General features: G+C 35.3%; 32 protein-coding genes. 24 read left to right on the top strand and 8 right to left on the bottom strand.

From position 1 onward, the window contains the following. Positions 1-248: 248 nt before the first annotated feature. The 3 genes from queA (at position 249) to N4T20_RS02725 (ending at position 3,718) form a co-directional block, all read left to right on the top strand. Positions 249-1,298: a tRNA preQ1(34) S-adenosylmethionine ribosyltransferase-isomerase QueA gene (gene queA, locus N4T20_RS02735; RefSeq protein ID WP_008465005.1), complete on the top strand. Its 1,050-nt coding sequence runs from the start codon at positions 249-251 to the stop codon at positions 1,296-1,298. 450 nt (positions 1,299-1,748) lie between these two features. Next, on the top strand, positions 1,749-3,023 hold the full coding sequence (gene kynU, locus N4T20_RS02730) for a kynureninase (protein ID WP_260671597.1): 1,275 nt from the start codon (positions 1,749-1,751) through the stop codon (positions 3,021-3,023). Between the two features lie 269 nt (positions 3,024-3,292). Further along, complete coding sequence (locus tag N4T20_RS02725) at positions 3,293-3,718, top strand: YMGG-like glycine zipper-containing protein (RefSeq protein ID WP_260671596.1); 426 nt, start codon at positions 3,293-3,295, stop codon at positions 3,716-3,718. Between the two features lie 55 nt (positions 3,719-3,773). Here N4T20_RS02725 and N4T20_RS02720 read toward each other — a convergent pair whose 3' ends face one another. Beyond that, complete coding sequence (locus N4T20_RS02720; RefSeq protein ID WP_260671595.1) at positions 3,774-5,570, bottom strand: hypothetical protein; 1,797 nt, start codon at positions 5,568-5,570, stop codon at positions 3,774-3,776. Between the two features lie 677 nt (positions 5,571-6,247). Then, positions 6,248-7,804, bottom strand: a complete 1,557-nt coding sequence (locus N4T20_RS02715) for a hypothetical protein (protein ID WP_260671594.1) — start codon at positions 7,802-7,804, stop codon at positions 6,248-6,250. A gap of 106 nt (positions 7,805-7,910) precedes the next feature. On the opposite strand from N4T20_RS02715, the gene N4T20_RS02710 reads away from it, so the two are divergent. Next, positions 7,911-10,301, top strand: a complete 2,391-nt coding sequence (locus N4T20_RS02710) for a penicillin acylase family protein (protein WP_260671593.1) — start codon at positions 7,911-7,913, stop codon at positions 10,299-10,301. Positions 10,302-10,458: 157 nt separating this feature from the next. Here N4T20_RS02710 and N4T20_RS02705 read toward each other — a convergent pair whose 3' ends face one another. The 3 genes from N4T20_RS02705 to N4T20_RS02695 all read right to left on the bottom strand — a co-directional run bounded on the left by N4T20_RS02705 (position 10,459) and on the right by N4T20_RS02695 (position 13,987). Beyond that, positions 10,459-10,899 carry a hypothetical protein gene (locus tag N4T20_RS02705; RefSeq protein ID WP_260671592.1) on the bottom strand — a complete coding sequence of 147 codons (441 nt, stop codon included), beginning with the start codon at positions 10,897-10,899 and terminating at the stop codon, positions 10,459-10,461. A gap of 161 nt (positions 10,900-11,060) precedes the next feature. Beyond that, positions 11,061-12,509 (bottom strand): serine hydrolase, encoded by a 1,449-nt coding sequence (locus N4T20_RS02700; protein ID WP_260671591.1) that lies wholly within the window; start codon positions 12,507-12,509, stop codon positions 11,061-11,063. 779 nt (positions 12,510-13,288) lie between these two features. Then, positions 13,289-13,987: a helix-turn-helix domain-containing protein gene (locus tag N4T20_RS02695; RefSeq protein ID WP_260671590.1), complete on the bottom strand. Its 699-nt coding sequence runs from the start codon at positions 13,985-13,987 to the stop codon at positions 13,289-13,291. A 114-nt stretch (positions 13,988-14,101) separates the two neighbouring features. Between N4T20_RS02695 and N4T20_RS02690 the strand changes: the two genes are divergently transcribed. From N4T20_RS02690 to N4T20_RS02595, 20 genes are all read left to right on the top strand, one after another. Next, entirely contained in the window at positions 14,102-14,290 is a 189-nt protein-coding gene (locus N4T20_RS02690) for a hypothetical protein (RefSeq protein ID WP_260671589.1), read from the top strand. 35 nt (positions 14,291-14,325) lie between these two features. Continuing rightward, complete coding sequence (locus N4T20_RS02685; protein ID WP_260671588.1) at positions 14,326-16,458, top strand: hypothetical protein; 2,133 nt, start codon at positions 14,326-14,328, stop codon at positions 16,456-16,458. Then, a complete protein-coding gene (locus N4T20_RS02680) occupies positions 16,455-17,393 on the top strand; it encodes an ATP-binding protein (protein WP_260671587.1) in 939 nt (312 codons plus the stop codon). Before N4T20_RS02685 ends, N4T20_RS02680 begins: the two co-directional genes overlap by 4 nt. A gap of 1 nt (position 17,394) precedes the next feature. Next, positions 17,395-18,036 (top strand): bifunctional adenosylcobinamide kinase/adenosylcobinamide-phosphate guanylyltransferase, encoded by a 642-nt coding sequence (locus N4T20_RS02675; RefSeq protein WP_260671586.1) that lies wholly within the window; start codon positions 17,395-17,397, stop codon positions 18,034-18,036. 3 nt (positions 18,037-18,039) lie between these two features. After that, a complete protein-coding gene (locus N4T20_RS02670) occupies positions 18,040-18,393 on the top strand; it encodes a hypothetical protein (protein WP_260671585.1) in 354 nt (117 codons plus the stop codon). A gap of 13 nt (positions 18,394-18,406) precedes the next feature. Continuing rightward, the gene (locus tag N4T20_RS02665; RefSeq protein WP_260671584.1) at positions 18,407-18,703 is read left to right on the top strand and encodes a hypothetical protein; all 297 of its coding nucleotides are present in this window, start codon (positions 18,407-18,409) and stop codon (positions 18,701-18,703) included. A 207-nt stretch (positions 18,704-18,910) separates the two neighbouring features. After that, positions 18,911-19,600 (top strand): DUF3164 family protein, encoded by a 690-nt coding sequence (locus N4T20_RS02660; protein WP_260671583.1) that lies wholly within the window; start codon positions 18,911-18,913, stop codon positions 19,598-19,600. 318 nt (positions 19,601-19,918) lie between these two features. Continuing rightward, positions 19,919-20,281, top strand: coding sequence for a hypothetical protein (locus tag N4T20_RS02655; RefSeq protein WP_260671582.1), 363 nt, complete (start codon positions 19,919-19,921; stop codon positions 20,279-20,281). Continuing rightward, positions 20,268-20,612, top strand: coding sequence for a hypothetical protein (locus tag N4T20_RS02650; protein ID WP_260671581.1), 345 nt, complete (start codon positions 20,268-20,270; stop codon positions 20,610-20,612). The genes N4T20_RS02655 and N4T20_RS02650 overlap by 14 nt, the downstream gene beginning before the upstream one ends. 171 nt (positions 20,613-20,783) lie before the next feature. Then, a complete protein-coding gene (locus tag N4T20_RS02645) occupies positions 20,784-20,969 on the top strand; it encodes a hypothetical protein (protein ID WP_260671580.1) in 186 nt (61 codons plus the stop codon). Then, on the top strand, positions 20,963-21,193 hold the full coding sequence (locus N4T20_RS02640; protein WP_260671579.1) for a hypothetical protein: 231 nt from the start codon (positions 20,963-20,965) through the stop codon (positions 21,191-21,193). Before N4T20_RS02645 ends, N4T20_RS02640 begins: the two co-directional genes overlap by 7 nt. After that, a complete protein-coding gene (locus N4T20_RS02635) occupies positions 21,190-21,522 on the top strand; it encodes a hypothetical protein (RefSeq protein WP_260671578.1) in 333 nt (110 codons plus the stop codon). Before N4T20_RS02640 ends, N4T20_RS02635 begins: the two co-directional genes overlap by 4 nt. A 140-nt stretch (positions 21,523-21,662) precedes the next feature. Then, the gene (locus N4T20_RS02630; RefSeq protein WP_260671577.1) at positions 21,663-22,091 is read left to right on the top strand and encodes a hypothetical protein; all 429 of its coding nucleotides are present in this window, start codon (positions 21,663-21,665) and stop codon (positions 22,089-22,091) included. A gap of 137 nt (positions 22,092-22,228) precedes the next feature. Next, positions 22,229-22,627, top strand: coding sequence for a hypothetical protein (locus N4T20_RS02625; protein ID WP_260671576.1), 399 nt, complete (start codon positions 22,229-22,231; stop codon positions 22,625-22,627). A 6-nt stretch (positions 22,628-22,633) separates the two neighbouring features. Then, a complete protein-coding gene (locus N4T20_RS02620; RefSeq protein ID WP_260671575.1) occupies positions 22,634-22,936 on the top strand; it encodes a hypothetical protein in 303 nt (100 codons plus the stop codon). Between the two features lie 19 nt (positions 22,937-22,955). After that, a complete protein-coding gene (locus N4T20_RS02615; protein WP_260671574.1) occupies positions 22,956-23,240 on the top strand; it encodes a hypothetical protein in 285 nt (94 codons plus the stop codon). Next, entirely contained in the window at positions 23,237-23,749 is a 513-nt protein-coding gene (locus N4T20_RS02610) for a hypothetical protein (RefSeq protein WP_260671573.1), read from the top strand. The genes N4T20_RS02615 and N4T20_RS02610 overlap by 4 nt, the downstream gene beginning before the upstream one ends. 3 nt (positions 23,750-23,752) lie before the next feature. Next, positions 23,753-23,974: a hypothetical protein gene (locus tag N4T20_RS02605; RefSeq protein ID WP_260671572.1), complete on the top strand. Its 222-nt coding sequence runs from the start codon at positions 23,753-23,755 to the stop codon at positions 23,972-23,974. A gap of 266 nt (positions 23,975-24,240) precedes the next feature. Beyond that, entirely contained in the window at positions 24,241-24,513 is a 273-nt protein-coding gene (locus N4T20_RS02600) for a hypothetical protein (RefSeq protein WP_260671571.1), read from the top strand. Positions 24,514-24,795: 282 nt separating this feature from the next. Further along, positions 24,796-25,041 (top strand): hypothetical protein, encoded by a 246-nt coding sequence (locus N4T20_RS02595; RefSeq protein ID WP_260671570.1) that lies wholly within the window; start codon positions 24,796-24,798, stop codon positions 25,039-25,041. On the opposite strand, the gene N4T20_RS02590 is transcribed toward N4T20_RS02595, so the two are convergent. From N4T20_RS02590 to N4T20_RS02580, 3 genes are all read right to left on the bottom strand, one after another. After that, positions 25,038-25,388: a hypothetical protein gene (locus N4T20_RS02590; protein WP_260671569.1), complete on the bottom strand. Its 351-nt coding sequence runs from the start codon at positions 25,386-25,388 to the stop codon at positions 25,038-25,040. The genes N4T20_RS02595 and N4T20_RS02590 overlap by 4 nt on opposite strands. A gap of 98 nt (positions 25,389-25,486) precedes the next feature. Continuing rightward, positions 25,487-25,978 carry a phage virion morphogenesis protein gene (locus tag N4T20_RS02585; RefSeq protein WP_260671568.1) on the bottom strand — a complete coding sequence of 164 codons (492 nt, stop codon included), beginning with the start codon at positions 25,976-25,978 and terminating at the stop codon, positions 25,487-25,489. Beyond that, complete coding sequence (locus N4T20_RS02580) at positions 25,975-26,817, bottom strand: phage head morphogenesis protein (RefSeq protein WP_260671567.1); 843 nt, start codon at positions 26,815-26,817, stop codon at positions 25,975-25,977. The genes N4T20_RS02585 and N4T20_RS02580 overlap by 4 nt, the downstream gene beginning before the upstream one ends. Positions 26,818-26,843: the final 26 nt, after the last annotated feature.

Here is a 26,843-nt window from a genome sequence, read left to right as displayed (position 1 = left end):
CCTGACAGGTTTTTTAAACCTGTCAGGTTTAAATAGTATGTAAAATTCCAGTTAATATGAACTTATATCACTTATATGGTTCAAAAAAACATTTTTAATGGTTCTAGAAACCTCACAAAATCAAGGACTTTTGAAAATAAAAGCCAAAACACTTGACAACGGCTATCTCACAATCGTATATTTGCAACCGATTTAAAATTTTAGATAAACAAATCTAAAAGCTACACTCTAAAATCAACAATTCAAATATGAAATTATCACACTTCAATTTCAACTTACCGAAAGAACTTTTGGCTGAATTTCCAGCAGAAAACAGAGACGAATCTCGCTTAATGGTAATTGACCGTAAAAAAAACACTATCGAACATAAAATGTTTAAAGACGTGATCAACTATTTTGATGACGGAGACGTTTTAATTTTAAATAATACAAAAGTTTTCCCTGCACGTTTGTACGGAAACAAAGAAAAAACTGGAGCTAGAATTGAAGTTTTCTTGTTAAGAGAATTAAATTCTGAGCAAAGACTTTGGGATGTCCTAGTTGATCCAGCTAGAAAAATCCGTATTGGTAACAAACTTTATTTTGGTGACGACGATTCGTTAGTTGCTGAGGTAATCGACAATACAACTTCTCGCGGAAGAACTTTACGTTTCTTATATGACGGTTCTTACGAAGAATTCAGAAATAAATTGACTGAACTTGGAGAAACTCCAATTCCGAAATACATCAACAGAGATGTTACTCCAGAAGATGCTGAAAGATACCAAACAATCTACGCAAAAGAAGAAGGAGCTGTAGCGGCGCCAACTGCTGGTTTACACTTCTCAAAACACCTTTTGAAAAAATTAGAAATCAAAGGAGTGAATTTTGCTGAGGTAACTTTACACGTAGGTTTAGGAACTTTTAACCCAGTTGAGGTTGAGGATTTATCTAAGCACAAAATGGATTCTGAGGAATTGATCATTACGCAAAAAGCTTGTGATATTGTAAACGAAGGAAAAGCAAAGAAAAAACGTATCTGTGCCGTAGGAACAACTTCTATGCGTGCAATTGAAAGTTCAGTTTCTTCTGCAAATACTTTAAACCCTTACGAAGGTTGGACAAATAAATTTATTTTCCCTCCTCACGATTTCAGTATTGCAAACTGTATGATTACGAATTTCCACACGCCAAAATCAACATTATTAATGATGATTTCTGCTTTCTGTGGTCACGATTTAATGAAAAAAGCATACGAAGAAGCAATCAAAGAAGGATACAAATTCTATTCTTACGGAGATGCGATGTTAATTCTTTAATCGGAATTAATTTTCAATATAAGAACCCGACAGTTTTTTATAATCTGTCGGGTTTTCTGTTTTTTAATGGTTTCGAGTTTCAAGTTTCATGTTTCATGTTTCTAGTTTCAGGTTTCATGTTTCATGTTTCAAGTTTCAGGTTTAACATTCGTTGCGAAATTTTACCGCAAAGTCCGCAAGGATTTTCCACTCAATTTGTTTTTGCCAAATTAAAAAGAACGCAAAGCTTTGCGAGCTTAGCGTTTAAACATAAAACTTAAAAAAGACTTTGCGTACTTTACGGTAAAAACACACAAAGCATATCAACATGAAACTTTAAACTTTAAACATGAAACCTGAAACTAGAAACATGAAACTTGAAACCTGAAACTTGAAACATGAAACTTGCCCCCCTCGAAACAAAACAAAACAAACAATTTTTGTTATTTTAGCATCCAAAACAAAAACAAAATGACTTTTCAAAATACACGCGAATTTGCACGAGAGCTAGATTCGAAAGACGCATTAAACCATTATCAGGATCAGTTTATTTTTCCTAAAGTAAATGACAAGCGAGTAATTTATTTCACCGGAAATTCTTTGGGGCTGCAGCCAAAACGTACCAAAGCTTATATTGATGAAGTAATGAACGATTGGGCAGAACTGGCAGTTGAAGGTCATTTTTATGCTGAAAAACCTTGGTGGGATTATCAGGAAAGATTTGCAGAACCGTTGAGTAAGATTGTTGGAGCGCTTCCGTCAGAAGTTACGGTGATGAATACTTTGACGGTAAATCTTCACTTATTGATGGTTTCTTTTTATCAGCCGACCAAAACACGTTATAAAATTATCTGCGAAGAAAAAGCTTTTCCGTCAGATCAATATATGTTTCAAAGCCAAGTGAACTTTCACGGATACAAACCTGAAGATGCGATTGTAGAAATTAAACGCAGAGAAGGAGAACACAATATTCGTTTGGAAGATGTTTTAGCAAAAATTGATGAAGTTGGCGATGAACTGGCTTTGGTTTTAATTGGCGGAGTAAATTATTATACAGGACAAGTTTTTGATATTAAAACCATAACTGCAGCTGGACAAAAAGTTGGAGCAAAAGTGGGTTGGGATTTGGCACACGCTGCTGGAAATATCAAATTAGAACTTCACGATTGGAATGTAGATTTTGCTGCTTGGTGCAGTTATAAATATATGAATTCAGGTCCAGGAAACGCTTCAGGATGTTTCGTTCACCAAAAACATCACAATTCAAATTTGCCAAGATTTGCGGGCTGGTGGGGACACAATAAAGAGCGCCGTTTTAAAATGGAACCAAACTTTGATCCTGTTCATGGAGCAGACGGATGGCAGATTAGCAATCTTCCTGTTTTATCGTTAGCGCCATACTTAGCCTCGGTAGAAATGTTTGCTGAGGTTGGAATGGACGCTCTAATTGCAAAACGTGATCATATCACTTCTTACCTTGAATTTATTCTTCATGAAATTGATAAGGAAGTAGAAAGCACTTTCGAAATCATCACGCCTTCAGATCCAAAAGAAAGAGCTTCGCAGTTATCGGTGTTTTTACACGGAGAAGGAAGAGCATTATTTGATTATTTAATGAAAAACGGAGTCATTACAGATTGGCGCGAACCTAATGTTATTCGTCTTGCTCCAGTTCCTTTGTATTGTTCTTATGAAGATATGTATGACTTCGGACAAATTCTTAAAAAAGGGATTTTAGGAAAGTAAGAGTAATTGCTCAAAGTCGCAAAGACGCAAAGTTTTTTAAATTATTATATGAATTGCTTCCTGCTTTATTACTTATCAATTTTATCTCTAGTTTAAAGCTAGAGGCAACTTAAAATTAAACTTTGCATCTTTGCGAGATTTTTAGAAGTAAAATGTTAGTGAGAGAATATTCCTTAGCGTAATCTTATAAATTTTATAAAAAATTCTGTAACAACCGTTATAACAGATATTGCTTATTTTGTATTGTATAATTTAAAAAAGTTACAATCATGAAAGGCTTATATATTTTATTGACCGTGATATTTTTAACTTCTTGTCAACAACAAAACAAAGAAGATATTAATAAAGCCAAACAAGCCAGCATTGATTCAATGAAAGTTGAGATTAACAAACAGCGCGTTATCGATTCGATGAAGACTGAAATGGCTAAGATAAATGAACAGAAGATCGAAGCTCAAAAAGAAAAAGTTGTTGTAGTGCATCAGCAAGATGCGACAGCCGCCACACCAGCCAAAAAGAAAGGTTGGAGTGCAACTGCTAAGGGCGCAGTAATTGGTGCGGGAGTTGGTGCTGCAACTGGAGCAATTGTCAGTAAGAAAAAAGGTGAGGGCGCCATTATTGGAGGTTTAGCTGGAGCAGCAGTCGGAACAGGAACTGGAGCTGTTATTGACAGTAAAAACAAAAAGAAAGAATAGTTTTTCTATAAATAAAAATAAACCCCAAATTAGGTGATAATTTGGGGTTTCATTTTTAAACCGACTCTGAAACGGGAATTTTTATACCAACTAATTCTGATTTACAAGAATCGAGTTGATCAAGATGACCCTTAAAGATCGATGTCGATTCAAATAAATTTTTATAATACTCAATTCCATCCAACAGATTAGATTTAAAAGTATTCCATTTTTTAATCTGAGCAGCAGTAAGTTCTCCAGAAATAGATTGGATTTCATTTCTAAAATACGCAACGTACATTTTGAGCTCTTTTATAAACAAGTTTGGACGTTCGGTTCTGATAATCGATTTTCCTTGATAAATATGTTGGATCATATCTTTTAAAGAAACTTCCTGATCAAAATAAGCCAAATTTGGACCTGGGCAAATTACAACCCCTTGTGCCTGGCCTTTTATTTTAATGTCATTTTCCAGATAAGAAGCATTGGCCAAACCAACGCATAAACATGATTTTTCGGTGATTTTGATTTTACTTTTTTCAAACGCATCGTCAGAAATCGTGTCTCTTTTACTTTCTAATTCTTCCAGTTTTATATCTTGATATTTTTTTGACGCAGTACAAATTCCGTGCGGATCATATTCTTTGCTTAAAGCTAAAAATTTCTTCGGGCAAGAACTTCCAGCTTTATTTTCCTGAATTCGTTTTTGCTTTAAAAATTCATTTGTTGTTCCCTTTAAAGTATTAAAAGGAACTCCCAAAGGCGAAATGTTGCTCAAGTAGAAATCGTCTTCTTTAGCATTCATCAATAAATTGCGTGTTTCTTTATCTACAGAAGTGGCTTCGGGAACTAGCAAAAAAGGTGAACCCCAGCCTATAGAATCTACATGGTATTCTTCTAATAAAAATTCATGTTCTTGTGCTGTTCCAACTCCGCCTTGAACTGTAATTTTTAATTCTAGAGGATTCTCAGGAAAATGCTGATTTTTTGCCTGTAAGGCTTTAATCATTAAATCGTGGGCCGATTGTACCAATTGTTCTTTTTTTTGCTTGAATTCTTCTAAAATGGTGCCCAATAAGAGTCCGTCAGTTGCAAAAGCGTGCCCTCCGCAGTTTAATCCAGATTCAATTCGGTATTCGGAAACCCATAAACCTTTTTTAGCCAAAAAATTTCCTTGAATCATTGCCGACCTAAAATCACTTACTTTCAAAATGATTTTCTTTTTCAGCTCGTTATTTTCATTTGGGAAAAAATCTTTGAAATTTTCGAAGTAACCAAACAATCTCGGATTCATTCCGGCAGAAAGAACCACAGAAGATTCCAGATTACTGTTGGCAAAACCTCTTAAAGCGGCATGAGCATCATTAAATTCAATCGGAAGCTGTTCGTTTTTGGCAAAATTATCTTTGTCTAATTTCGTCATGATGTTCACATCAATTTCTCCCGGAAAAAGATGCGATTCAATATAATGCTGAATGTTTTCTTTAAAAGCAATTCCGTCGTCGAGTATATTCTGAAATCCTTTTTTTATGTCAGAAGTATTCGGGAGCATTGACATGAAATTTTCTAATGCCGTTTTGCTTTCAGCCAATTCTGTTTTAAAATTTTCGAACTTTTCTTTTACAATCTTATCAACTAAATTTAAATAAGAGGTAATTCTTTCGGCACGGTAATCATGAAATTTTTGCGTAATTTCTTCGTATGGGATATTGAATTTTGTGCTGTAAAAATTACGCATCTTCTCAATCAGATCATCATCGGCAAGAGCAATCACAGATGAAATCCCGTACTGCGCTACTCGGATCGGGCTATCAATTGTATAAGCAAGTCCCATTACCGGAATATGAAAAGTATGCAGGTTATTTTTTGTCATTTTTATTCAGATTAAAATAGAGACAAATGAAAAAAAATAAATTTTGATAAAACCTGACAAATATCAGGTTTAGAGGTTGGTTGCCACGAATTGCAAAAATTAACACGAGTTGATTTTTTAAATGTTCCCAATTATAATATAGCCCGCGGTTTCAACCGCGTGGGACGTATTTTTGGAAAACATTTTGTGCAAATGCGTTGTGAATATGCGTTGCGAATACGCGTTGTGTACCTGCGGTTGAAACCGCAGGCTATATTTGCCAATAGGATTTTATATTAAAATCATCTATAAATATTTTTTAAATGTTCCCAATCATAATATAGCCCTCGGTTTCAACCGCGTGGGACGTATTTTTGGAAAACGTTTTGTGTAAATGCGTTGTGTACCTGCGGTTGAAACCGCAGGCTATATTTGCCAATAGGATTTTATATCAAAATCTTCTATAAATATTTTTTAAATGTTCCCAATCATAATATAGCCCGCGGTTTCAACCGAGTGGGACGTATTTTTGGAAAACGTTTTGTGTAAATGCGTTGTGAATATGCGTTGCGAATGCGCGTTGTGTACCTGCGGTTGAAACCGCAGGCTATGTTTAAAATTGAAATCTTTACAGATTGGTTGCCATTAATTCAGGAACTTTCTTAAATTAAATTCGTGAATTCGTGGCAGAAAAAAAATTAAATCAAAATCTTCTTCAAAGACTCTGCTATGCTTCTCCACAATAGGTTATAGAACGATCTGTCTTGAAGCCGTTCTACTTCAACTTCGGCGGTTTTGGCTTTGTCCTTCGAATCGTTTTTGACTAATAAATTTGCAATTGCGGTTTTGAGTTTGGCTTCTTTTTCAGGTTTTTTCTTCTGGTACAATTTTACTTTTAGATCGTCGTAATCTAAAGAAGCATTTCCTTTTGACCCATTATCGTTTCCGTAGAAATTGAAACGGTATTTATGAAAAGTGCCGGTAAAAGTTGTGTTAATATACGGTTTTGTAAATCTTGTCATTCCTGTGACATCAAAATTTGAGATCACGCCTTGAATGTGAAATCCGTCGCTCTTATCCAAAACATTAAAACTCCAATCAACATCAAGAGGAGAGTTTTTCATAAAAATACATTTGACTTTGATTTTTACATCGTCTGTTTTGGTTAGACCAAAACCGCTTTTTAAATTGGTCGCCTGCATATTGAAACGGTCAAAAGTCAATACTCCAGGACCGTCAGAAAAATCGAGTTCTTCTTCGTACACCAATTTCGATTTTAAAACCTGCAGCGTATCAATTTGAAGAGGGAATTTTAGATTTCGCAGCAAATGACTGTACAGGTATTTTTTGCTCAAATCATCTTTCAGCATTTTTCCGCGATAAATATTGGCATCAAAATGATTAATAACCAGCGAATTTGCCTTAAAATAAAAGCGGTCATTTTTAAAACCCCAATCCATTTTTTCAACTTGGGCAGAGTCAAACTTCAAATTGTAAATGTCCTTTTCTTTTTCAAGACGTTTTAGAAATTCTCGTCGTTCAAATTGAGGGAGATTGGAGAAATTATTAATCTTTAAGAAATTTTTTTCGGTGCTTATTTTTCCAATATTGATATCATAAAAACCATTTGGCCTATAAAACAAGCTGTCGCAGACCAAAGCATAATTTTTATATTGAAGCGGAATTTTTTCTTTTAAGGTAGCGTCGGTAATTAAAATGCCTTCCAGTTTTAAAAGGATTTTTTTGATGCTGAAAATAGGTTTTTTGCTATCTAAGGAAACAACATCGACTGTTCCGTTGTTCAGATAAATATTCGAAACAGCAATAATTTTACGAAACGGTTCTATGATTTCGGTTTTAATGCTTTTGCTGTTATTTAGCAGTTTTTCTCCTTTTTTGTATAAAATGACGCGAGGTTTATTGATGATGATGCTTTCAGCCTGAATAATATCGCGAAACGCCAAATCCCAAATATTGAAATGCTTAATTGTAATCGATTCAATTTTGGTAAAAAGTCCATTTTTACTGTCTTTTGGCTCATTTTTAGGGCTTACCAGCAAAGTTTGAGCGTTAATATTTCGAGAAAAGAGAGAGACTTCGATTTTTTCGTAGTTAATGTTGTAGGCAGTTTTATTTTTCTCGTGAATAATGATTGGAAGCTGCTTTTTAATCCAGTAATTCAGCGCGATATTGGCAAGAATTACAATTGCAAGAAAAGAAATTGCTACAATCGCTATTTTTTTATAGATGGACATTTATAGTATTAATTTTAAATACATAAATTTAGAGTTTTAAAGAGAATTGCCTTTTATAAAATTTTATAGAAAAGTTACATCATTTTAAATTTCATCTTTTTAGAACATGAGAATAATTAAAAAAATCCTGCTGACTGTATTGGTTCTTATTGTAATTCTTGCAATTGGTTTATGCGCTTATATTTTTCATCTCAAGCCGAAATATGAAGGATCATTAGAATTAAAAAATCTTGAAAAAGAAACTACAGTTTATTTTGATGATTTTGGCGTGCCGCATATTTATGCTGACTCCGAAAAAGATGCTATGACAGCCCTTGGTTATGTGCACGCACAGGAAAGATTATGGCAGATGGAATTGTTGCGCCGAATTGCTCCAGGACGTCTCTCCGAAATTTTTGGGGGCGTCGCGCTTAAAAATGACAAGTTTTTTGCTGGAATAGGAATTGAAGAAGCTTCCGCTAAAGCTATCGCAAAATTGGATAAAAACAGCGAAAGCTATAAACTGACTCAGGCTTATCTGGATGGCATTAACCAATATTTGGAAGAAGGAGTGACACCAATAGAATTTACTTTGGTTGGTGTAAAAAAACAGCAGTTTACCATAAAAGACGTTTACAATATTTTTGGCTATATGTCTTTTAGCTTTGCTATGGCTCAGAAAACAGATCCATTAGTGACCGACATTAAAAATAAATTCGGAACTGCTTATTTGAAAGATTTAGGCATTGAAGGAGAATTTAATAACACAAAAATTAAAATCTCAAAAGAGAAAACAGAAGAGTATGCCGAGATTTCTAAATCTATAACTGCTATGTTGGATCAATCTCCGATTCCGCCATTTGTTGGAAGCAACAGCTGGGTTGTTGGTCCGCATAAATCGAAAACGGGTAAAGTTATTTTTGCAAATGACCCTCACATTGGATTCTCGCAGCCAGGAACTTGGTACGAGGCGCATTTGGTAACTCCGCAACATGAACTGTACGGCTGCTATTTGGCAGGAACGCCATTTCCGCTTTTGGCTCACAATAGAGATTATGCTTATGGTCTGACGATGTTTGAAAATGATGACATCGACTTTTATCAGGAAAAAAATAAAGCTGGCGACGCTTCTCAATATCAGACTCCGACAGGTTTTGACAAATATGAAATCAGAAAAAAAACGATAAAGGTTAAAGATTCTTCAGATGTTGTTTTGACTGTAAAAATTACGCGTCATGGTCCCGTTATGAATGATTTTATGGAGCGTTTAGAAAAGAAAAACCCGATTGCAATGTCGTGGACGTACACAAGAGAACCTATCCAGATTTTAGATGCGGCTTATGGTCTTTCACATGCTAAAAACACTACTGATTTTAAAAAATCTGTCAGCTTAATTGCCGCTCCAGGACTGAATGTAATGTACGGAGATGCTAAAGGAAATGTGGCTTGGTGGGCGAGCGGAAAATTGTACAGGCACAATGAAGGCATCAACACCCACTTGATTTTAGACGGTTCTAGCGGAAAGGATGATATTGCTAAATTTTTAGATTTTGAAGAAAATCCATCAGCTGAAAATCCAGAGTGGGGATATGTTTACTCTGCCAATAATCAGCCAGAGGCTATAGACAATGGTTTTTTATACCCAGGATATTATCTGCCAGAAGATCGAGCAAAAAGAATTTCGGGAATTTTAGATGGAAAATCAGATTGGGATAAAGTAGCCATCAGTAAAATGATTTATGATAATACTTCTGATGTTGCCGTAGAAACTTCTAAAAATCTAATAGCAAGTTTAGATCAAAAATCGCTTTCTAATAGGCAAAAAGAAGTTTTAAAAGTTTTACAGTCTTGGAAAGGGACAACCAATTTAGAAGACGTTGGACCAACGATTTACAACAAATGGATTTATTTGTACTTGAAAAACACATTTGAAGACGAAATGGGCAAAGATAACTTCAATCTGTTTTTGGGAATTTCTCTTGGAAAACAAGTTATAGCCAACCAGATAAAAAACGAAAATTCGGTTTGGTGGGATAATATCAAAACAAAAAATGTAAAAGAAACCAGAACAGCTATTGTTACAAAATCTTTTAATGATGCGGTTATTGCTTTGCAAAATCAGCTAGGAGAAAATATTTCAGAATGGAATTGGGGGAAAGTGCATACCGTAGAACACGAGCATCCGCTTGGGAAAGTTGCAGCGCTTCGCGGATTGTTTAATGTTGGGCCTTTCAATTCTCCTGGTTCAAATGAAGTAATCAATAATTTATTCTTCGGGTTTAACGATGATGGCAAATATTATGTCAAAGGCGGACCATCAACACGAAGAATTATCGATTTTGCCGATGTAGAAAACAGCTGGAGCATTTTGCCAACAGGCCAATCAGGAAACCCTTTAAGCAAACATTACGCAGATCAGGCCGAAATGTACAACGCAGGAAAGTTCAGAAAAATGAAGCTCAACAAAGACGAAATCATAAAAACATCAACAAAACTGGTTTTGAAACCGAAGAAATAGGTTTTTTGTTTCAAGTTTGAAGTTTCAGGTTTCAAGTTTGAAGTTTCAAGTTTGAAGTTTGAAGTTTCAAGTTATAGCCTTTGTCAAAGTTTTAAACTTTGACAAAGGTTTAAAAAAATTTAGAAGCTTAGCTTCTCAGCATCTCAGCAACTTTTTTTCACTTCAAAAGATACTTCCCTTTTACAATATCATTGGCAAAAATGTTCAGATTATTGATGAGCACTTTATTATTGGTCATCACATTTTGGGTTTGATAAGCCGTATCTTTTTCGTACGCTTTTAGCAAAGTTTCCAGTTCAACTTCGTCAAAAACAACAAAACTGTTGTAAATCGCATCTCTAAAATTTTTGTAATTGATGCTTTGAGTAATTTCCATAGCTTTTTGTTCGTTCCAGCCTTCTTTTGCCGAAGCTTCGTTTATTTTAGATAAGCAAAAATCAATCACATAATTTTTATAATGGGCAGCCTCGACAATTTTATCAATTATGATTTTGTTTTGCTGCGTTGGCATCAACGGCTGATTGTTTTGCGATAAAGATTTAGAAGAAATTAAAAGGCATAATAATACCAGTAAACTGTAGCTTTTTGGATTTTTCATAGGGGATTCAATTGTTTTGGATGGAGCTAAAATAATATTTCTAAAAAATAAATTGCCGAGTTTGAATGTCTCAAGTTGTAACAAAAAAGCTTCGAAAAAATAGATTTCAGATCTAGTTTTTCGAAGCCATTTTTAAGCATTTGATTTATAATCGGATGCTTTTATTTTTTTGAAAGTTCTTCCAAAACTTTTTTGCCGTTTTCATTTGTCGGATCCAGTTCAACCGATTTTTTATAGTTGGCCATTGCTAATTTTTTGTCTCCATCTGCTAGATAAGCTTCGCCTAAACTATCGTAAGCATTTCCAGACTGAGGAAAAGAATCTACATTGATTTTGAAAACTTCAATAGCTTCTTTCTTTTTTCCAGTTTGCAATAATTGATAGCCAACTCGGTTCATGTCGCTTTCTTTAATGGCATAAGTTGGATCGCTTTTTAGCTTTTTGTAAGCTTCTGTTCCAGCTGTTGCACCTTTTTCGGCATAAACATCTAACAAGTCAAGAGCCAGTGATTTCTTAGGCTGATTAAAAGGCTGATTGTATAAAATAGCGCGAATTGCCTTGTTCATTTCTCCCAAAACAGTTCCGCCAGTGTTATTTAGCAAAACAACAAGATTCTTATCTGCTGGAATACGCGAAATAATAGTATTAAATCCGTTGATGCCACCGCCATGTTCAACAACAGTCAATTTGTCGTTCCCATTTGGAATTTCGTAAGTTGACCATCCGTATCCGTAAAAACCATCCCAAGCTTTTATGTAAGGCTTAAATAAGGATTCCATGCTTTTCTCAGAAAGCAATTTATTTGTATAAAGCGCCTGATCCCACAAATACAAATCTTCTACAGTAGAATACAAAGATCCAGCAGCGTACGGAATGCTCATATCAATATAGGAGGCGTTGACAATTTTCTTTCCTTCTTTCTCATAACCCGCAGCTCTGTTTTTTAGGACTACTTCGCTATGGTCGTAACCCGTATTAACCATTTTTAAAGGCGTGAAAATTGTTTCCTGCAAATTCTGTTCATACGTTTTGCCAGTAATTTTTTCGATAATGCAGCCTAATAAAAAGTAACCCGAATTGCTATAATTGAATTTTTCGCCTGGCGCAAAATCTAGCGGAAGACTCGAAAATGTTTTTGCAAATGCTTCTGGAGTATAAGGATCTCTTGCTTTATCTTTAAGGAAATTGGGAGCATTAGTATAATTTGGAATTCCAGACGTATGAGTCAATAAGTGGTGAATCGTAATTTTGCTGCCATTTTCTTTTGGATAATCTGGAAGATAAGTAGTAATAGGAACATCAAGTTTAATTTTTCCTTCTTCTGCCAGTTTTACAATCAAAAGAGCCGTAAACTGTTTGCTGATAGAACCCAATCTGAATTTGGTATCAGGCTGATTCGGAATATTCCATTCCATATTGGCAGAACCGAAGCCTTTTTTAAAAATTACTTTTCCGTTTTCGGCCACCAAAGCAGAACCGTTAAATTGCCCGTACTCGTTATACTTGGACAAAAGCTGTTCGATTTGCTGTGCTTTATTTTGAGCAAAAGTGCTAAATGACGAAAACTGAAAGGCAACAAAAAGCGCAATAAGTTTGATTGGTTTTTTCATAATGTATTGATTATGGTTTTAGATTAATGAAATTCGTTTTTTTGATTGATGATTGAAACCTCATAATTGAAATAAAATGATGCTCTAAAATGTTAGACGTTTGATTTGTGATTTGGTTTCAAGATTTTTCCATTTTTTTATTTTTTCTTTAGAATATAAAAAAGCAGAGCACAGACCCGTTACTTTAAAAGTAGGCCTATGCTCATAACTAACAAATATTTTAAATACTAGTAAGCGGTTAAAATTTTACTGATGTATATAGGGCTATAAATGAAATGTACAATAAGCATAATAATAAAAAAGGTCGAAAAGTCCAATAAAATCAGTGCTTAACAGCAAAAAAGGTTGAAAACTGAAAAAAAATAAAATGTCCGCAATATACCTTTTAGTACCATTTTGGTACCATTAAAAACGATCGCAAGTACCACTTTAAAGTGATAAGTACAATTGAAGCGTTATTTCTATATAAAAACGCCTTAAAAGCCGTAAAAATAAGCATTTTACGGCTTTTTTATATACTGCTGTTTGCGTTAGGTCATAAGTTTTAAATGTTTTTAAAATGCATTTAAAAACAATTTAAAAAGAATAGTTTTTTAGTATTGCTTTACTTCTTGCTTTACTTCTTGCTTTACCTCTAATGTGCAAAAAAATAGCTTCAAACACCCCCGATAATTGCATTTTAAACACCAAAAACAGCATTAAAACAGCTGAAATGCCCCCGTTATTTCATATTTTAAAACCCTTGCAGGTGTTTAATGTGTTGATTGTCAATTAATTAATTAGTTATGCAATCGTATTGACGCTCTAACTAATCCAATTGCGGCTATTTGACTTAGTTTTACATCTTTCGGAGTATGGTGCTGATTATGGCTTACAAGTCTTATATACTCGTCTCCCAACTCACTTTGGTGCACAAACTTGACAGTCTTCATTGTACTGAAATCGTCTAACTTAACGGCCACAATATACATTTCTCCAAAAAATATCTGTGCTCTTTCAACAGCAATCCGTTTATAAGCAATCATATCACCAGACTTTAACAATGGATACATACTGTCACCGGATGCGTAAATTGCTCCATCACATGATGGCATGCTTGGTATAGATATATAGTCAATTACCTTTTCTTCATCTACTCCATTGCCGTCCACTAACGGAACTAATCCCATTGTTGCTTCAAGATTAAATACCGGAACCCGTTGCAGTTCATAAATTGGGTCTTTTGTTTTTCGAGAGCTTTCTATTGGCTCAGCGAGAACATTGCTTTCATTTTTGACATTATATCCATTACCTGTTAATAGCCAATTAATATCGACGTTGTTTTCACATTTTGAAAACAAAAGATCGTAATCAATTGAGTTTCTTGCATACCAATTAGACAAAGTACTACGACTAATATTAAGAAAATTCGCTAATTCTGTATCTGTAGCGAAATTTTTTATGTTTTTTAATCTGTTTAAAATCAACGACTTATCCATAATGTTTTAAAAATGTGAACTTTTTTACGTAAAAACGTTTTTTTGTTTTCAATTTGTGTATATATTTGTAAACAACAAAACGTATTACAAATAATAATTAACAATTGTAAAGATATGAAAGAGATATTAATTGCAAGTGAGATGAAGAATAAAATCATAAAAGAATTTAATTCTTCCCGTCCTAGCTTACGATCTGCTTTAAAATTTTATACCAACTCTGATGTTGCCAGGGCGATGCGAAAACGCGCTAAAGAACTCTTAGAGGAAGAGTTGAAAAAAATAAGTGATTTTGATGAGTTATAGAAAACGTCCGAGTCGAACAGAAATAATTATTCACTATGGAAAAGAAAGAAAGCCCATTTGAATACCATAACGACAAACTTGGTGCAAAAATAAAGTTCCTAATTAAGAGTGATAAGCTTGTAAGCTCAGACGAGCAAAGTTTAAAACTAATTTCTTACAGGGCGCTTTATGGCAGAATGAAAAGCAAGACTCAACCTGAACGCGAGTTAAGACGCGCATCATTAGGATTCGATGCACTGGTTGAGTTTGACTCTTTAGTTCAAGAGTGGCGTGATGCATTAGTATTCAAATTCGGAAAGCCCGCCGAAAAAACAAGGGCATCGTTCTTTGAAAAACACTACGTAAGCGATCGTAAAGCTTTTGATTTCTTTGCCGCGCACAGATATGGTGAGGACAACAATAAAAAACTATCGCCAGATACAATTGAACTCTATACTTACAATGCTTCGGTGTTAAACACGATACTGGAAGTACGGCAGAAGCGAAAATTATACGCTAAATCATTAGGGCTTACAGGACAATTTGATATATGGCAAAGTTTGAGTAATGATATAAATGCTTTTCAGCTGGTCAACCACGATTTGCCTACTACAAAAGACAGTTTGAGACATAAAGTAAACCGCTATATAAAAGAGGGTTATTCGTCAATAATCAGCAAAAAGTTTGGCACTAGGAATGCAGCAAAAGTAAAGGACGATCAACAATCAGCACTTATTGAAGTTCTTTTAGGAAAACATCAGAATCTTAACAATGAGCAAATTGTAAGACATTACAATAATGTTGCTGGAGTTTTTGGCTGGAAACTTATAGATGCAGGAGTGATTGCCAATAAGCGAAAAGAGCTCGATTTGTTTGTATTTGCTGGACAACATGGAGAAACGGACCTCATGCATGAAAAACATATGCAAATTAAACGTAGCAAGCCAAGTGCAGCAATGCTTTATTGGACAATGGACGGATGGGATGCTGAGCTTCTTTATCAAAAAACAACAATAGATAGGAACGGTAATTCAGTCACAACGTATCACAATAGGCTTACAGCAGTAATGATAGTTGATCCATTCAATTATTACATAGTAGGTTACGCGATTGGTGAAAAAGAAAGCCCTACCCTAATAAGACAGGCATTAAAGAACGCTCTTAAACATACTGAGGAACTATTTGGCTCAAAATACAAACCGTATGAGTTGCAAACAGATCGCTATCAAATTAAAAATCTTACACCAACATACGAAGCTACGGCATTGCACTTTACACCAGCAAAAGTGAAAAACAAAAAATCTAAAGTTATAGAGCCGTTTTTTGACAAGTTCAATGAAAAGCATTTTCAAGAGCAAATGGTGTTAAACTGGTCTGGTCATAACGTTACTGCGAATATCGAAAACCAAGTAAATGACGATTATCTAGCCAAACATCGCCACCTTTTTCCTGATAAGCATGGATGCATCAAGCAGATTGTAGAAGCAATTGAAAATGAAAGGGCTGAAAAAGTTCACGGATTTGTTGATAGTTTCTTGTCTTTTGAAGAAAAAACAGAAATGTCATTGAACCAATTCTTACGCACTTACGGCCAAATAACTGGACATACCAATAAAATGAAAGGAAACGGCTTAACACCTACAATAGAAGGACAAGAAAGAGCTTACGATACTTTCGATATGAATTTTAGAAAGTATATGCATGAAGATTGGATGGTTTTTTATGATACAGATGATCTAAGTCAAATTTTGGTAAGTAATGCAAAAGGTCGAGACGGCCGCTTAATTGAAGAGATCGGTACGATGGAGTTTATTCTACAAGAAAAATACATCCAGCCAATGGCTTTATACGATCAACAGAAAGGTGACACTCAGCAAAGGCAATTGGTGTACGATTACAATCGTCGTATGAATAATGAGATCATTTTGCGAGGTGCTCAACAACGGGAAGTATTGGAGGATTTATTTGATAGTAATCCACAATTAGACACCCTTAAAAAGCTAATTATTCCTGATAGTCTTGGACAGCATAAAGATCAGAAAGCAACTGAGAGACTTAGAAAAGCAACTGAGCGTATTGCAGTTAAGCAAGAAAAGCGCGAAAAAGTATTAGAAGAATCTAGCTGGCAGGAAGCTCAAACAAATTATTTAAAAGAAAAAGTTAACCTAAACAAATACACTAACCTATGATAACAATAACACAAAAACAGCAGATTACTGAGGCTTTGAACCAATACATCAATTTACATAGTATTTCTGCAAATGAAATCGTAAAGCGTTCAGGTGTTAACGAGAGTTATATCTCAAGTATTAGAAAAGGCGAAACTACTGTGGGTAAATCAGAAATTAAGGATAAATGGTATTTACTGATTGCTGAGTTCATTGGGCACTCTTTAAAAAAGGAGTATTGGAGCATGAAAGAAACGCCTCAGCTTTACAGGATGCTTTCAACTCTAGAGGACGCAAAAGAAAACGGATTAACAAATATTATAATTGGCGAAACGGGTTCTGGTAAAACTTATATTTCTGATATGTTTCTAAAAGCCAATCCTGTTGATACTTTTAAAATAGTTGTTGGTTCTCTTGATACAATTGGCGATTTACTTGATAAGATTATAGATACGTTAAAAATCGCAACGCCGAAAACCAAAAGCAAGAAAATTGGCGAAATAGCTAAAAAGCTAAAACAATTAAGACTTGAAGGATTAAAACCACACCTAATTTTTGATGAGTGTGAGTATATGAAACAGCCCGCGCTTTGTTCTATGAAAGAATTATACGATGCTTTAATTAGAATTTGTGGCATCACACTTATTGGAACAAGCCAGTTAACAGACAATCTTGACAAACTAAGAAAAAAGAACCGTTCAGGAATACCACAATTTTATAGAAGAATCAAATTTGGTATTAGAGAATTGCCTAGCATCGACAGAAGTTTTTCAATGTTTTTAGAACAAATTGAAGATAAGTCACTTATCAGATTTTTAAAACAAAATTGCGATAACTACGGAGAATTGCATGATGTTCTGGTTCCTGCAATGAAAGAAGCCGACAGAACTGGTCAACCACTCACAGAAGACTTTGTAAGAACCATATTAGGAATGCCAAGGTTACTGACTGCATAATATGGAGAAATTTAAAAGAGCTCTGACAGTAGCAAATATACTTTCTACAGTTATACCACTTATCAAATTTACAGGGCGCTTCAATGATGTTTTTGGAAACCCGCAAAAAAAATCCCGTTGGTTTATATGGGGCGACAGTTCCAGCGGTAAAAGTTCTTTTATAATGCAGTTGATTAAAGAGTTTGCTAAAACTGAAAAAACGATTCTTATTTCAAAAGAAGAAGATTTGGATGATGAAAACTTACAAGACAGATTGAAGCTTTTTCAAATGCAGGATGTAGCAAATAATTTTAATGTGATCGATGATAATGTTGAACAGCTTATTAATCGACTTGAACAAAGAAATAGCGCTCAAGTAGTAGTAATAGATTCAGTCTCATACTTTTTTTTGGGATATACATTTGAAGACTACTTGAATTTTAGAAAAAGATTTAAAGAAAAAACATTGGTTTTTATAGGCCACGCTAAAGGGCAAAATCCAAAAACTGATTTTGAAGACAGGATAAAATTTGATGCTACTCAAAAGGTTGTAGTAAGCGGTTATTTGGCTACAAACAAGGGAAGAAAATACGGACCTAACGCAAAACAGTTTGTGGTTTGGCAAAAGGGTTATGAAGATTTACATGGAACACAAAAACATTAAGCTATGAAAACAGTAATTCAAAAGTTAGAGATTACAGAAGACCAACACGAAGCTATCATTTGGACTTTTTACAGCAATTGGTGCGGACACATCACCAACGATCTAAAAGAATTTCAGCAGGTATTGGCAAGCACTCCAATAAATGCATGGTTTAGAATGGAGCTGACAAAATGTGAAGAGAAATTTCACGAAATGACTGATCGATACACAAATTCAAATGTAACTGCACGGGATTATGAAAGATGCTATCATAATTGTCTTATAACCCTTTTTAGCATAAGGCCAGCGGCATTGCTCAATAAAATCAAAAAGACTGAATCAAGACCAAAAGGCATCAGAGTTTTTTCAGTGAACTAACCTCAAATGAAGTATGACGATAGAAGAAACAAACCAACGATTAGAAGACCTGCACAATGTGCTGGCCTACTGCTCAGATCAGCAGAATGAAGGCAAAATATATGTTTTCAAAACAGGCGAAAGAATATGCATTAATCAGGAACGAGGCTCTTTGCTTTCACAGCTTAACCACAATTTTCCAAATGATGTCAGGGATTTTAAAATACCGCCTGCGATAGAAGCCAAAGTAAATGTCGTTCTCGAGAAAATAAAGGCCGTTTCATGGCGGGCTTTCAATCAAAATCAATTTTTACAAGATGGCGAAACATAGAACACCAGAGCAGAACAGGAGATACAAGCTGCATCAAAAAATTAAAGGACGATTTGAGTATTACGGTAAAAAAAGGACGGTTATAGTTCCGCATAACTACAATGCAGACTGCAAATTTTTAGCGGAGCTAAGGGATAAATTCAGATACAACATTCAATATTCAATAATCACAACAGAAACAATCGAAGTAAATAATCCAGAAATATTATGAACACAGAAACACTACCTAAAGACATAACAAAGTATTCAGCAAAGGAGCTGAAAGCAGCATTAGCAGAAATCGAAGCAAAAAAAGAGAAAGATCGTGAGGCATACAAGGACCTCGTAGAACAGGCAGTGCCGAAAGCAATTTTTACGCTCTGTGCAGCTTCGGAAATGATTTCTAACGCCAAAACTCAGGCATTCCAGTTTTTTGAAAACATTTTAAAGCTGAAAGCAGATGTTTACGGAATCAAAGAAAAACAGCAGTCGCATACCTTTTCAACCAAAGGCGGTGAAATCACGATCGGCTACAGAGTTACAGACGGCTGGGACGACACCGTTAGCGCAGGAATCGCGAAAGTTGAAAAGTACATCAGTTCGCTGGCAAAAGACGAATCGACATCTGCCCTTGTAGACATCATTTTCAACCTCTTGAAAAAGGATGCAAAAGGAAATCTTAAAGGCAGCAGAGTTTTGGAACTGCAGAAGCTTACAAAGAAGATAGACGATGAAGATTTTACCGACGGCGTGAGCATCATTTCAGAGGCCTACAAGCCAATTCGTTCGGTCTGGTATATAGAAGCTAATCTGATCGATGAAGACGGCACAAGAACGCCGATTCCCCTTTCAGCCAGTGCAGTTGATTTTTCACAAGGTTACAAATTCGATTTCAACAGTGAACCAGTCAAATCTTAGTACAGTCATAGTATTAGCGATACTGCTAATTATAACCAATTTAAAGGCTATAGCCACTTTTAACGAGTGGCTAAAATTCAGAATCAGAATAATATTTAAACATTGGCAGCATGACCGTAGAAATAATCCCAATAACAGACCACGAACACTATAGTGTAAATGGGCACGAATTGATTAAAGATAGCTCTGGCAATTATAGGTGTATGACAAGAATGTCTGTGAAAGAGCTCATCGCTTTTAATTGCTATAGAAAATTAGTTTTCAATAATCACAGATTTAAAAGACATCCTAAATCAACATTTAAAACACATTAAAATTATGGAAGAGGTTTTAAGAGAAATCAAATTTGAAAGAATTAAGCAGGACAAAAAGTGGGGCGAACAAAATCACCCATGTTTAGACCAAACATTGCTTAATAGGGCTGACGGATGTACACCTGAGAGAATGTGTTTAGAATACGAAATTCCAACAGAAAATCGAGCAAAAGGAATGTTGGAAATTGCATTTGAACAAGGAGCAGGAACCTTTGCTCATATTGCATTAGAAGAATTTGCAGAAGTTGTTTCAGAATTTAACATCTATAAAAGAAGACATGAAATAGTGCAATTGGCAGCGGTTTGTGTTGCTTGGATTCAGAAGATTGATCGTGATTTAAAAAAGACTGAAAATGATACCAACTAAGCCACAGGTCTACAGCGGAACGGGTTCCGCTGTAGACAACTACAACAGGCCAAAACAGCAGCTTCAAAATATACTGCAAGGAAGCAATGAAAATTGGGGGCTGTTTGATAAGAAAAACAGTAAGCACATGGCAATACTGTCACAGCTCAGAACATTGCAATGGACTGTCAAAAATGACCGCTACGGCGAAGTTGCCGACATCCATAGATTGAGCGAGTTTTTAAAGAGCGATAAATCGCCAGTTAAAAAGCCTTTAAAGGATATGGACGAAAAAGAGCTTTCAAAGATCATTAGCTGCTTTGAATCAATGGTAACTAAAAAATATAAATAATGGAATATGCAATTATAACAGTAGTCCTTATTGCAGTGATGTATTTCGGATTTAAGATAGGATGGTTTTTGGCAAAGCAATCAGACGATAGCGATAAAACGGAAGCAGTTAAAACTTTAGAGGATTTATACTGTTTTGAGTGTGAAATCGAAATGCCTGTCAAAGAAAAAGATGGTCGGCTCTACTGCACAAACTGCAAATTATACCACTACAATGATTACCTATAGAATGTTAGAGAACTGTCCGCACAAAAATCGAAAAACAAAAGTATTAGAAACTTTATGCGGATGCGAGAAAACGGTAATTGTCTGTGCCGATTGCAATAAAGAATTAGAAAAACCAAAAACAGAATGTTAGTAAAAATAGCAAAAGTAATAACCGAATGTACAGAATGTGAGCACTGTAAGGTTTTAGAAGATAAATCAAACTACATAAAAGCTTATGTGTGTGTTTTTGAAGATGAATCGAATGAAAATGAGCATAAACCTTTTCTGATTTTTTATCAGGAATCCTCTGGAACTTACAAATTAAACATTCCTGAAAACTGTCCACTTGAAACCTATAAATCTGTAGAAACATGAAAATAAACTTAGCACTAGCACCTGAAGCTGCAATAATAATCGCGGCAACCCTCGAGGCAGTTTACAACACGAAAGCTTTTACTCGCAGAAATAAAGCGGTTTTATCGATCGCGTTGGATGTTGCTGCCAAACTTGACGCAAAAGCTGTTTTGGCGAAAGGAAAAAGAACTCAGTTCGACGCTAAAAAGAAAATAAAAGTGTCATTGAAATTTCACGAAGCCGATATGTTAGAATTATTATTGATTCAGCAGGTTAAAGATGTTCAAGAGCCCTATATCAGACAGCAGATTCAAAAGACAATTGACGATTTGAACCAAAAATTAGCTTAATGAGACAAAAAAAAATATCCAAGAAGACCAACTCTAAAAGCTGAAAGCATTTTTGATGCGGAAAAACGGCTGCATCAAGAAGCTAGGCAGATTTCACAAACATTCGTTCACACTAAACCAATAAAATACCTTTTAAAAAGATGAATGAAGTAATCACATATAAAGTAACTTTTAAGGAGACAGCTGACGAATGGCTGTTCCAATACAAAGAAAGCGACGGTGTCATACACAGCTTTTATAATCTGAAAGGGTCGCGCGTATTAAAACTATTCAAAAACGGTCAGTTTCCTGGCACCAGACACGAAATTGAAAATTGGACAAAGTTTAAGCACTTAGTTACAATTGAACTGGTTTTAGAAGATTATTCCTTTGAAGCTTTCTGGAATAAATACAACCTGAAAGTAAAAAAAGAAGCTGCTGAAAAAGCTTGGAAAAAGCTTGATCTGGTCGATACGATAAAATGTTTCAACCAACTTCCAAAGTATGATGCTTTTCTAGCAAAAACTACTCAGGCAAAAGCGCATTTAGTCACTTGGCTTAATCAAAAAAGGTACAACGATGAATATTAGATTATATGGCAACAGTTGGCAAATACAGAAAGATTATGTTTTCGAAAAAAGACATAAAGTTTATAAGAGATAATTTTCAGTCAATGACAAATCAGCAGATCGCTGACGCGCTAGGGCTAAAAAAGACAAAAGTTCGAATGAAAGCCTACGAACTTGGTCTGCAGCGCATAAAATTGGAATACTGGCCTGTAGAAGCGGTTGACTATCTTATTTCTAATTACAAGATCATGGGCAATGTTGAAATCGTGGAATATTTTAATTCAATGTTTCCAAAATCAAAGGGATGGACTACCAGCCATATTGATAAAAAGCTAGAACAGCTCCATTTAAAGAGAAATAAGCGGGATTGGTATAGTATCATAGAGCGCAATAGGCTGCAAGGCCGATACGGAAATCCAAACCCTAAAAAGAATGGCAGACAGCTCAAAGTGATTGTAACCTTTAAAGAAAAAAAATATCTGCTCAAGCCAGGACAAAGCAAAGAAGAGCTTTTTGACTTAATAATAACGAACAAAGTTGAACCAATAGAAAATTAAAGAGGTATGTCACTTAAAATTGAAATAAAATCACGAAGAAGCAAATCATACGAACTTCAAGTACTACAGAAATTAAGGGATTTTGAGAACAGTAATATTTCTCTGCACTCGTTTCCTGATATGTTTAAATCCAGAATTGGAGAAATACCAAGAGCATCTGTCGGTACAGCCGATATGTTTTACAGAGCCACACTTTCAGAAGACTATAAAAAAGTAGATGTCTGGCATTTAAACATACAAGGCGACCAAGATAGACTGCTGGCTGTTGTTACCGATGACGGTAAAGAGTATAACCCTTTTAATTTTTAACCACATAAAAACTAAAAAAATGCCTAAACAATTTGCAAAAATAACGCAGCGCTATTCAACGAAGAATAAACTGCAGGAATTAATTTTTAAAGAAATGGAAATTGTAGACTTTACGTTATATCCAGACTTTAGAACAGCTAAAAAAGAGATCGTAAAGCTGTACGAAAAAGCGTTGTCCGATTATAAGGGTAAAGCTTCTATACCTGAACTAAAAATATTTGATAGAATTGAAAATGTAGTAAGGTTTGATGTTGATGATGTGATTTCGATTTCAGTATTTAATACTAAATACGACTGGACATGATTTTACCTTTCAGCACGCAGATAGATAAAAAGCCCACATATTTTATTGAAAAGATTTGGAATGGGTTGCTACAAGAAAAATTTAATTTAATCGCTTATCACAAGTTTAGAGATGATGCAGCTTTAGTTGGCGTGATAGATCAATGGGATATTCCAGAATCGAAAGCAGTTAAAATAACAACAATTCGAGAGGACACAAACAAGCGTTGGAAACAGGGTGTCTTAATTGACTTTTTTATCAATTCGAGGACAAAAAAAATGTTCAGGTTTGCGCCAGCTATACCAGTTGTAAGTACCCAGAAAATATTTATGACCTATTACCATAGTGATATAATTCAAATCTCAGTTGATGGAAGAGAATTGTTTGGTTATGAAAGGTTACAGCTAGCGTTAAACGATGGTTTTGATACGTGGAATGATTTTTTTGAATACTTCTATCCAATAATCCAAAATCACCCAGACAAATTATTTAAAGGCAAAATTATACACTGGACAAATTTAAAATACTAAACTATGAGAACAATTATTATATTAATTATCGCTTTATTTTGTATGTCGTGTAAAGTACACATCGCAACAAAGTTCAAGATTGTGACAAAAGAAAGAAACTATTATACTGAGAACATCACTTATAGAAACGATTCTATTATGTTTGCTGAGAAATGCCGAAATGGACTTTCAAAAGACACCCTTAAAATCCTTTACAAGAGTGTGAAAATCATCCCAACAAATTAATATTTTATATAATTACGGATTCCCGTAAAATCAACAATCAATAAAGTTTTAACTTTACATTATGAAAGCTTATAAAGACCCATGCGACAGAGATTATCAGATAAGAGATAAGCATTATCTGGAACAGGAACTGACAATGATAAAGCTGCGAGACGATCTGAAAACAAAAACACGCCGTCTGTATATTGCAGGTTTTATTATATTTGTTCTGATGTTTCTTGCTTACCTTTACATACAAACCAACCCTTAATCAAAATATAAAAACCATGAAAAAAACGCTTTTACTTCTATTGCTTTTAGTTTTTACAATTTCTTGCAGCAATGACGATTCGGACGCTACTAAAAGCACAGAAACCTACATGAAAGTCATATCAGTAGGAACAAATTATACAACAGAAGTGCCTACACGTATTATAGTTTATGGAACATCTGAAACGGATAAGGTTACTTTGGTCGTCGATGAAAAAGTGTTTCAATTTTATCTTACCCGTACAAACCAAGGTAATTTCAGATGGATTGGAGAAGTAGATCACGAATAGCTTATGGAGGACCCAAGACCAACCGCACAAGAAGCGGCACAAGCTTTTCAAAAGCTAGGACAGGCAATTGGACAAATGTCTTTTGCTTATCTGAATTTTTTGACGGTTTCAAAACCGTTGATAGTCAGATTTGAACAGAACCGCAAAATAAAAAGCCTTTTCCGAAGAGTTTTAGGAAAACGCTTTTAATATCAGATCACAAAAAAGCCTCCGAAATGGAGGCTTTTTTTATGCGTAAAAAGTTGGGTTGTACAATGATAAAAATATATATAATTTTGTTCTATGAGCAAAACTAACCAATCTATCGGCATAAGACATAATACTCTTAAACGCTATCAGCTAATTATGCAGCTATACAAAACGCATAAGACAGAGGATATTCCAGACACGGTTATTTTAAGAAAATACATCTGTCCTGTTTATCCGATTTCACGAACCACATTTCATAAAATTTTGTGTACACCCGTTAATAAGGAATTGTCAGAGCTGGAAAAATTGAAAAGCCAGCAGCTGCAAATTTCTTTCTAAACGTTTTGGAATTTGATGGCGTATATAACTTCATACTGCTGGATTCCATCATCCCTTTTTATCCTTCTAAACGATTTTCGGATTAGCTTTCCCGACCCTGCAACCGGTGACCAGGCGTGCAGTTTTCCGTGGACGATCTCGATTAAATCATGAAGCTGCCAAGCATTGTCTTTTTGAAGCTTGGGAGCGTTAAAGCTTGTATTAGTCAATTTTAAATTGGCAAAAGTCAAAATCACGTTGGCCGTGCCTTCCTGTCTGTTCTGCGGAACCAAAGTTCGATCAAGACCAGTATCGGCATAACTCACCGCTGACACATCCAGCAGACAGCACGGCCATTTGACAGGCATGTTTTTGCTGTATTCGTCAAGCTGTCCCCAGTCTTCATCAACATAGGCTATCTGGCTTACTTCGCTTATTTTTGCCTGTATGCTTTCTAAATATTTTTTCATCGTCTAAATTGTCTTAAAAGGTCTTCGCTAAATCTTTTTACGTTTTCATCTACAATCTTTTTTACGGCTTTTGTAATGTCCGGATGATTGCCGATAAACTGCCGTTTTTGAATTTTTATTCGATGCCCTAACGGCATTAGAGCCAAACTCTTCCATTTTTCTGCCTCAGTTCCCGACGTTTTATAATGCATCGCCCAGAAGTATTTTTTCATTTTGGCAGTTACAATTATTTCACCGCCCTGGTTGTGAATGGACGCATAGGGCAGAGAGCTTGTAAATCTTATGTTTCCGCTTGAAATGGTATATCTTATAGAACGTCTCAGACTGCCTGTCCTGTTTAATAGGGAGCCTCTGCTGTTGTGCATTTTTGCAGCAGGCCAATGCTGGTTAAAAAAGGCTTTACGTTCAAAATTCCTGTCAAATTCGTCAGCAGCTTCGACAGCGACATCGTTAATGATCTTGTTTTCTAGTGCTTTAAAGTCCATCATTTAAGTTCTTTTAAATCTTTTACGGCGGTCTTAGCTCCCGCAACCTTTGAATATGGATGCTCAGGCGGGAAGATCTTTTTTGACATTCCAGGATTAAATCTGAATATTGCAAGCTTATTCTTCCCGTCCTTATCGATTTGGGTCGTGGCTTTCTCACCGCTGGCAATAGCTTTTTTGCTGTCGCTCACTTCGTATTTTCCTTTTCGAACCTGAGGCGCAGTGCATCGACATCGCCAGCCGTTAGGCGGATAAAAAGAAATCCAAAAATCATCGTCTGCAGGAAGAGTAATGTTATGCAGAACTGCGTGGCTTGCCCTTACTTTGTCATCATTGGCTGTTCGGTATTGCAGATCATAATCTTTTGATACGTTAGCCCAATTTGCTGCAGACTGCGCCGAGGAAACTGCAAACTGGTATTCAGCTTCCAGATAGTTCTGGTTGTAGTCTTCCTTAATTTTTTTAATGTCCTTTGAAAACTGGCTAAACGATTTCAATTGATTGTCTTCGTTCAGCAGGAGCTTCGAAGCTTCCAATAGCTGTGCATTGGTTTTAAGCCCCGAGAATATAAAGACATCTTTTTTAAGGCTCTCCGTCATTGCTTCGGGCATATCGTTATCGACAATTGCAGAATCAAAGATGGCACTAGTCTCCGAGATCAGATTTTTATATTCTTTCGTCTTGGCTAAATCCTCAGGGCTGTATTTTCCATTTTGATGCAATTTTTTAAATGCTTTTTCAACAGCTTTTAAAACCCCTTTAAAACGGTCTTTCTGTGCCAGCGTTATTGTACTTTTCTCTGCCTTGCAGTCTTCGCAGTTGCAGTCGTACAGAAAATTCAAACGGTTATGCAATGCCCCAAAATACT

Source organism: Flavobacterium sp. TR2, assembly GCF_025252405.1.
Lineage (GTDB): Bacteria > Bacteroidota > Bacteroidia > Flavobacteriales > Flavobacteriaceae > Flavobacterium.
The sequence above is the reverse complement of the archived record's forward strand: the minus strand, read 5'-3'. Positions and strand labels throughout refer to the sequence as shown.

Bases quoted from the DNA above. Each gene is read 5' to 3' on its own strand.
- N4T20_RS02685 (WP_260671588.1), top strand. From the start codon at position 14,326: ATGGAAAAGAAAGAAAGCCCATTTGAATACCATAACGACAAACTTGGT.
- N4T20_RS02680 (WP_260671587.1), top strand. From the start codon at position 16,455: ATGATAACAATAACACAAAAACAGCAGATTACTGAGGCTTTGAACCAA.
- queA (WP_008465005.1), top strand. From the start codon at position 249: ATGAAATTATCACACTTCAATTTCAACTTACCGAAAGAACTTTTGGCT.
- N4T20_RS02665 (WP_260671584.1), top strand. From the start codon at position 18,407: ATGACGATAGAAGAAACAAACCAACGATTAGAAGACCTGCACAATGTG.
- N4T20_RS02625 (WP_260671576.1), top strand. From the start codon at position 22,229: ATGAAAGCCTACGAACTTGGTCTGCAGCGCATAAAATTGGAATACTGG.
- N4T20_RS02620 (WP_260671575.1), top strand. From the start codon at position 22,634: ATGTCACTTAAAATTGAAATAAAATCACGAAGAAGCAAATCATACGAA.
- N4T20_RS02710 (WP_260671593.1), top strand. From the start codon at position 7,911: ATGAGAATAATTAAAAAAATCCTGCTGACTGTATTGGTTCTTATTGTA.
- N4T20_RS02660 (WP_260671583.1), top strand. From the start codon at position 18,911: ATGAACACAGAAACACTACCTAAAGACATAACAAAGTATTCAGCAAAG.
- N4T20_RS02720 (WP_260671595.1), bottom strand. From the start codon at position 5,570: ATGACAAAAAATAACCTGCATACTTTTCATATTCCGGTAATGGGACTT.
- N4T20_RS02615 (WP_260671574.1), top strand. From the start codon at position 22,956: ATGCCTAAACAATTTGCAAAAATAACGCAGCGCTATTCAACGAAGAAT.
- kynU (WP_260671597.1), top strand. From the start codon at position 1,749: ATGACTTTTCAAAATACACGCGAATTTGCACGAGAGCTAGATTCGAAA.
- N4T20_RS02690 (WP_260671589.1), top strand. From the start codon at position 14,102: ATGAAAGAGATATTAATTGCAAGTGAGATGAAGAATAAAATCATAAAA.
- N4T20_RS02670 (WP_260671585.1), top strand. From the start codon at position 18,040: ATGAAAACAGTAATTCAAAAGTTAGAGATTACAGAAGACCAACACGAA.
- N4T20_RS02715 (WP_260671594.1), bottom strand. From the start codon at position 7,804: ATGTCCATCTATAAAAAAATAGCGATTGTAGCAATTTCTTTTCTTGCA.
- N4T20_RS02695 (WP_260671590.1), bottom strand. From the start codon at position 13,987: ATGGATAAGTCGTTGATTTTAAACAGATTAAAAAACATAAAAAATTTC.
- N4T20_RS02635 (WP_260671578.1), top strand. From the start codon at position 21,190: ATGAAAATAAACTTAGCACTAGCACCTGAAGCTGCAATAATAATCGCG.
- N4T20_RS02600 (WP_260671571.1), top strand. From the start codon at position 24,241: ATGAAAAAAACGCTTTTACTTCTATTGCTTTTAGTTTTTACAATTTCT.
- N4T20_RS02590 (WP_260671569.1), bottom strand. From the start codon at position 25,388: ATGCCTGTCAAATGGCCGTGCTGTCTGCTGGATGTGTCAGCGGTGAGT.
- N4T20_RS02700 (WP_260671591.1), bottom strand. From the start codon at position 12,509: ATGAAAAAACCAATCAAACTTATTGCGCTTTTTGTTGCCTTTCAGTTT.
- N4T20_RS02610 (WP_260671573.1), top strand. From the start codon at position 23,237: ATGATTTTACCTTTCAGCACGCAGATAGATAAAAAGCCCACATATTTT.
- N4T20_RS02655 (WP_260671582.1), top strand. From the start codon at position 19,919: ATGGAAGAGGTTTTAAGAGAAATCAAATTTGAAAGAATTAAGCAGGAC.
- N4T20_RS02705 (WP_260671592.1), bottom strand. From the start codon at position 10,899: ATGAAAAATCCAAAAAGCTACAGTTTACTGGTATTATTATGCCTTTTA.
- N4T20_RS02725 (WP_260671596.1), top strand. From the start codon at position 3,293: ATGAAAGGCTTATATATTTTATTGACCGTGATATTTTTAACTTCTTGT.
- N4T20_RS02630 (WP_260671577.1), top strand. From the start codon at position 21,663: ATGAATGAAGTAATCACATATAAAGTAACTTTTAAGGAGACAGCTGAC.
- N4T20_RS02675 (WP_260671586.1), top strand. From the start codon at position 17,395: ATGGAGAAATTTAAAAGAGCTCTGACAGTAGCAAATATACTTTCTACA.
- N4T20_RS02640 (WP_260671579.1), top strand. From the start codon at position 20,963: ATGTTAGTAAAAATAGCAAAAGTAATAACCGAATGTACAGAATGTGAG.
- N4T20_RS02585 (WP_260671568.1), bottom strand. From the start codon at position 25,978: ATGATGGACTTTAAAGCACTAGAAAACAAGATCATTAACGATGTCGCT.
- N4T20_RS02605 (WP_260671572.1), top strand. From the start codon at position 23,753: ATGAGAACAATTATTATATTAATTATCGCTTTATTTTGTATGTCGTGT.
- N4T20_RS02645 (WP_260671580.1), top strand. From the start codon at position 20,784: ATGGTCGGCTCTACTGCACAAACTGCAAATTATACCACTACAATGATT.
- N4T20_RS02650 (WP_260671581.1), top strand. From the start codon at position 20,268: ATGATACCAACTAAGCCACAGGTCTACAGCGGAACGGGTTCCGCTGTA.
- N4T20_RS02595 (WP_260671570.1), top strand. From the start codon at position 24,796: ATGAGCAAAACTAACCAATCTATCGGCATAAGACATAATACTCTTAAA.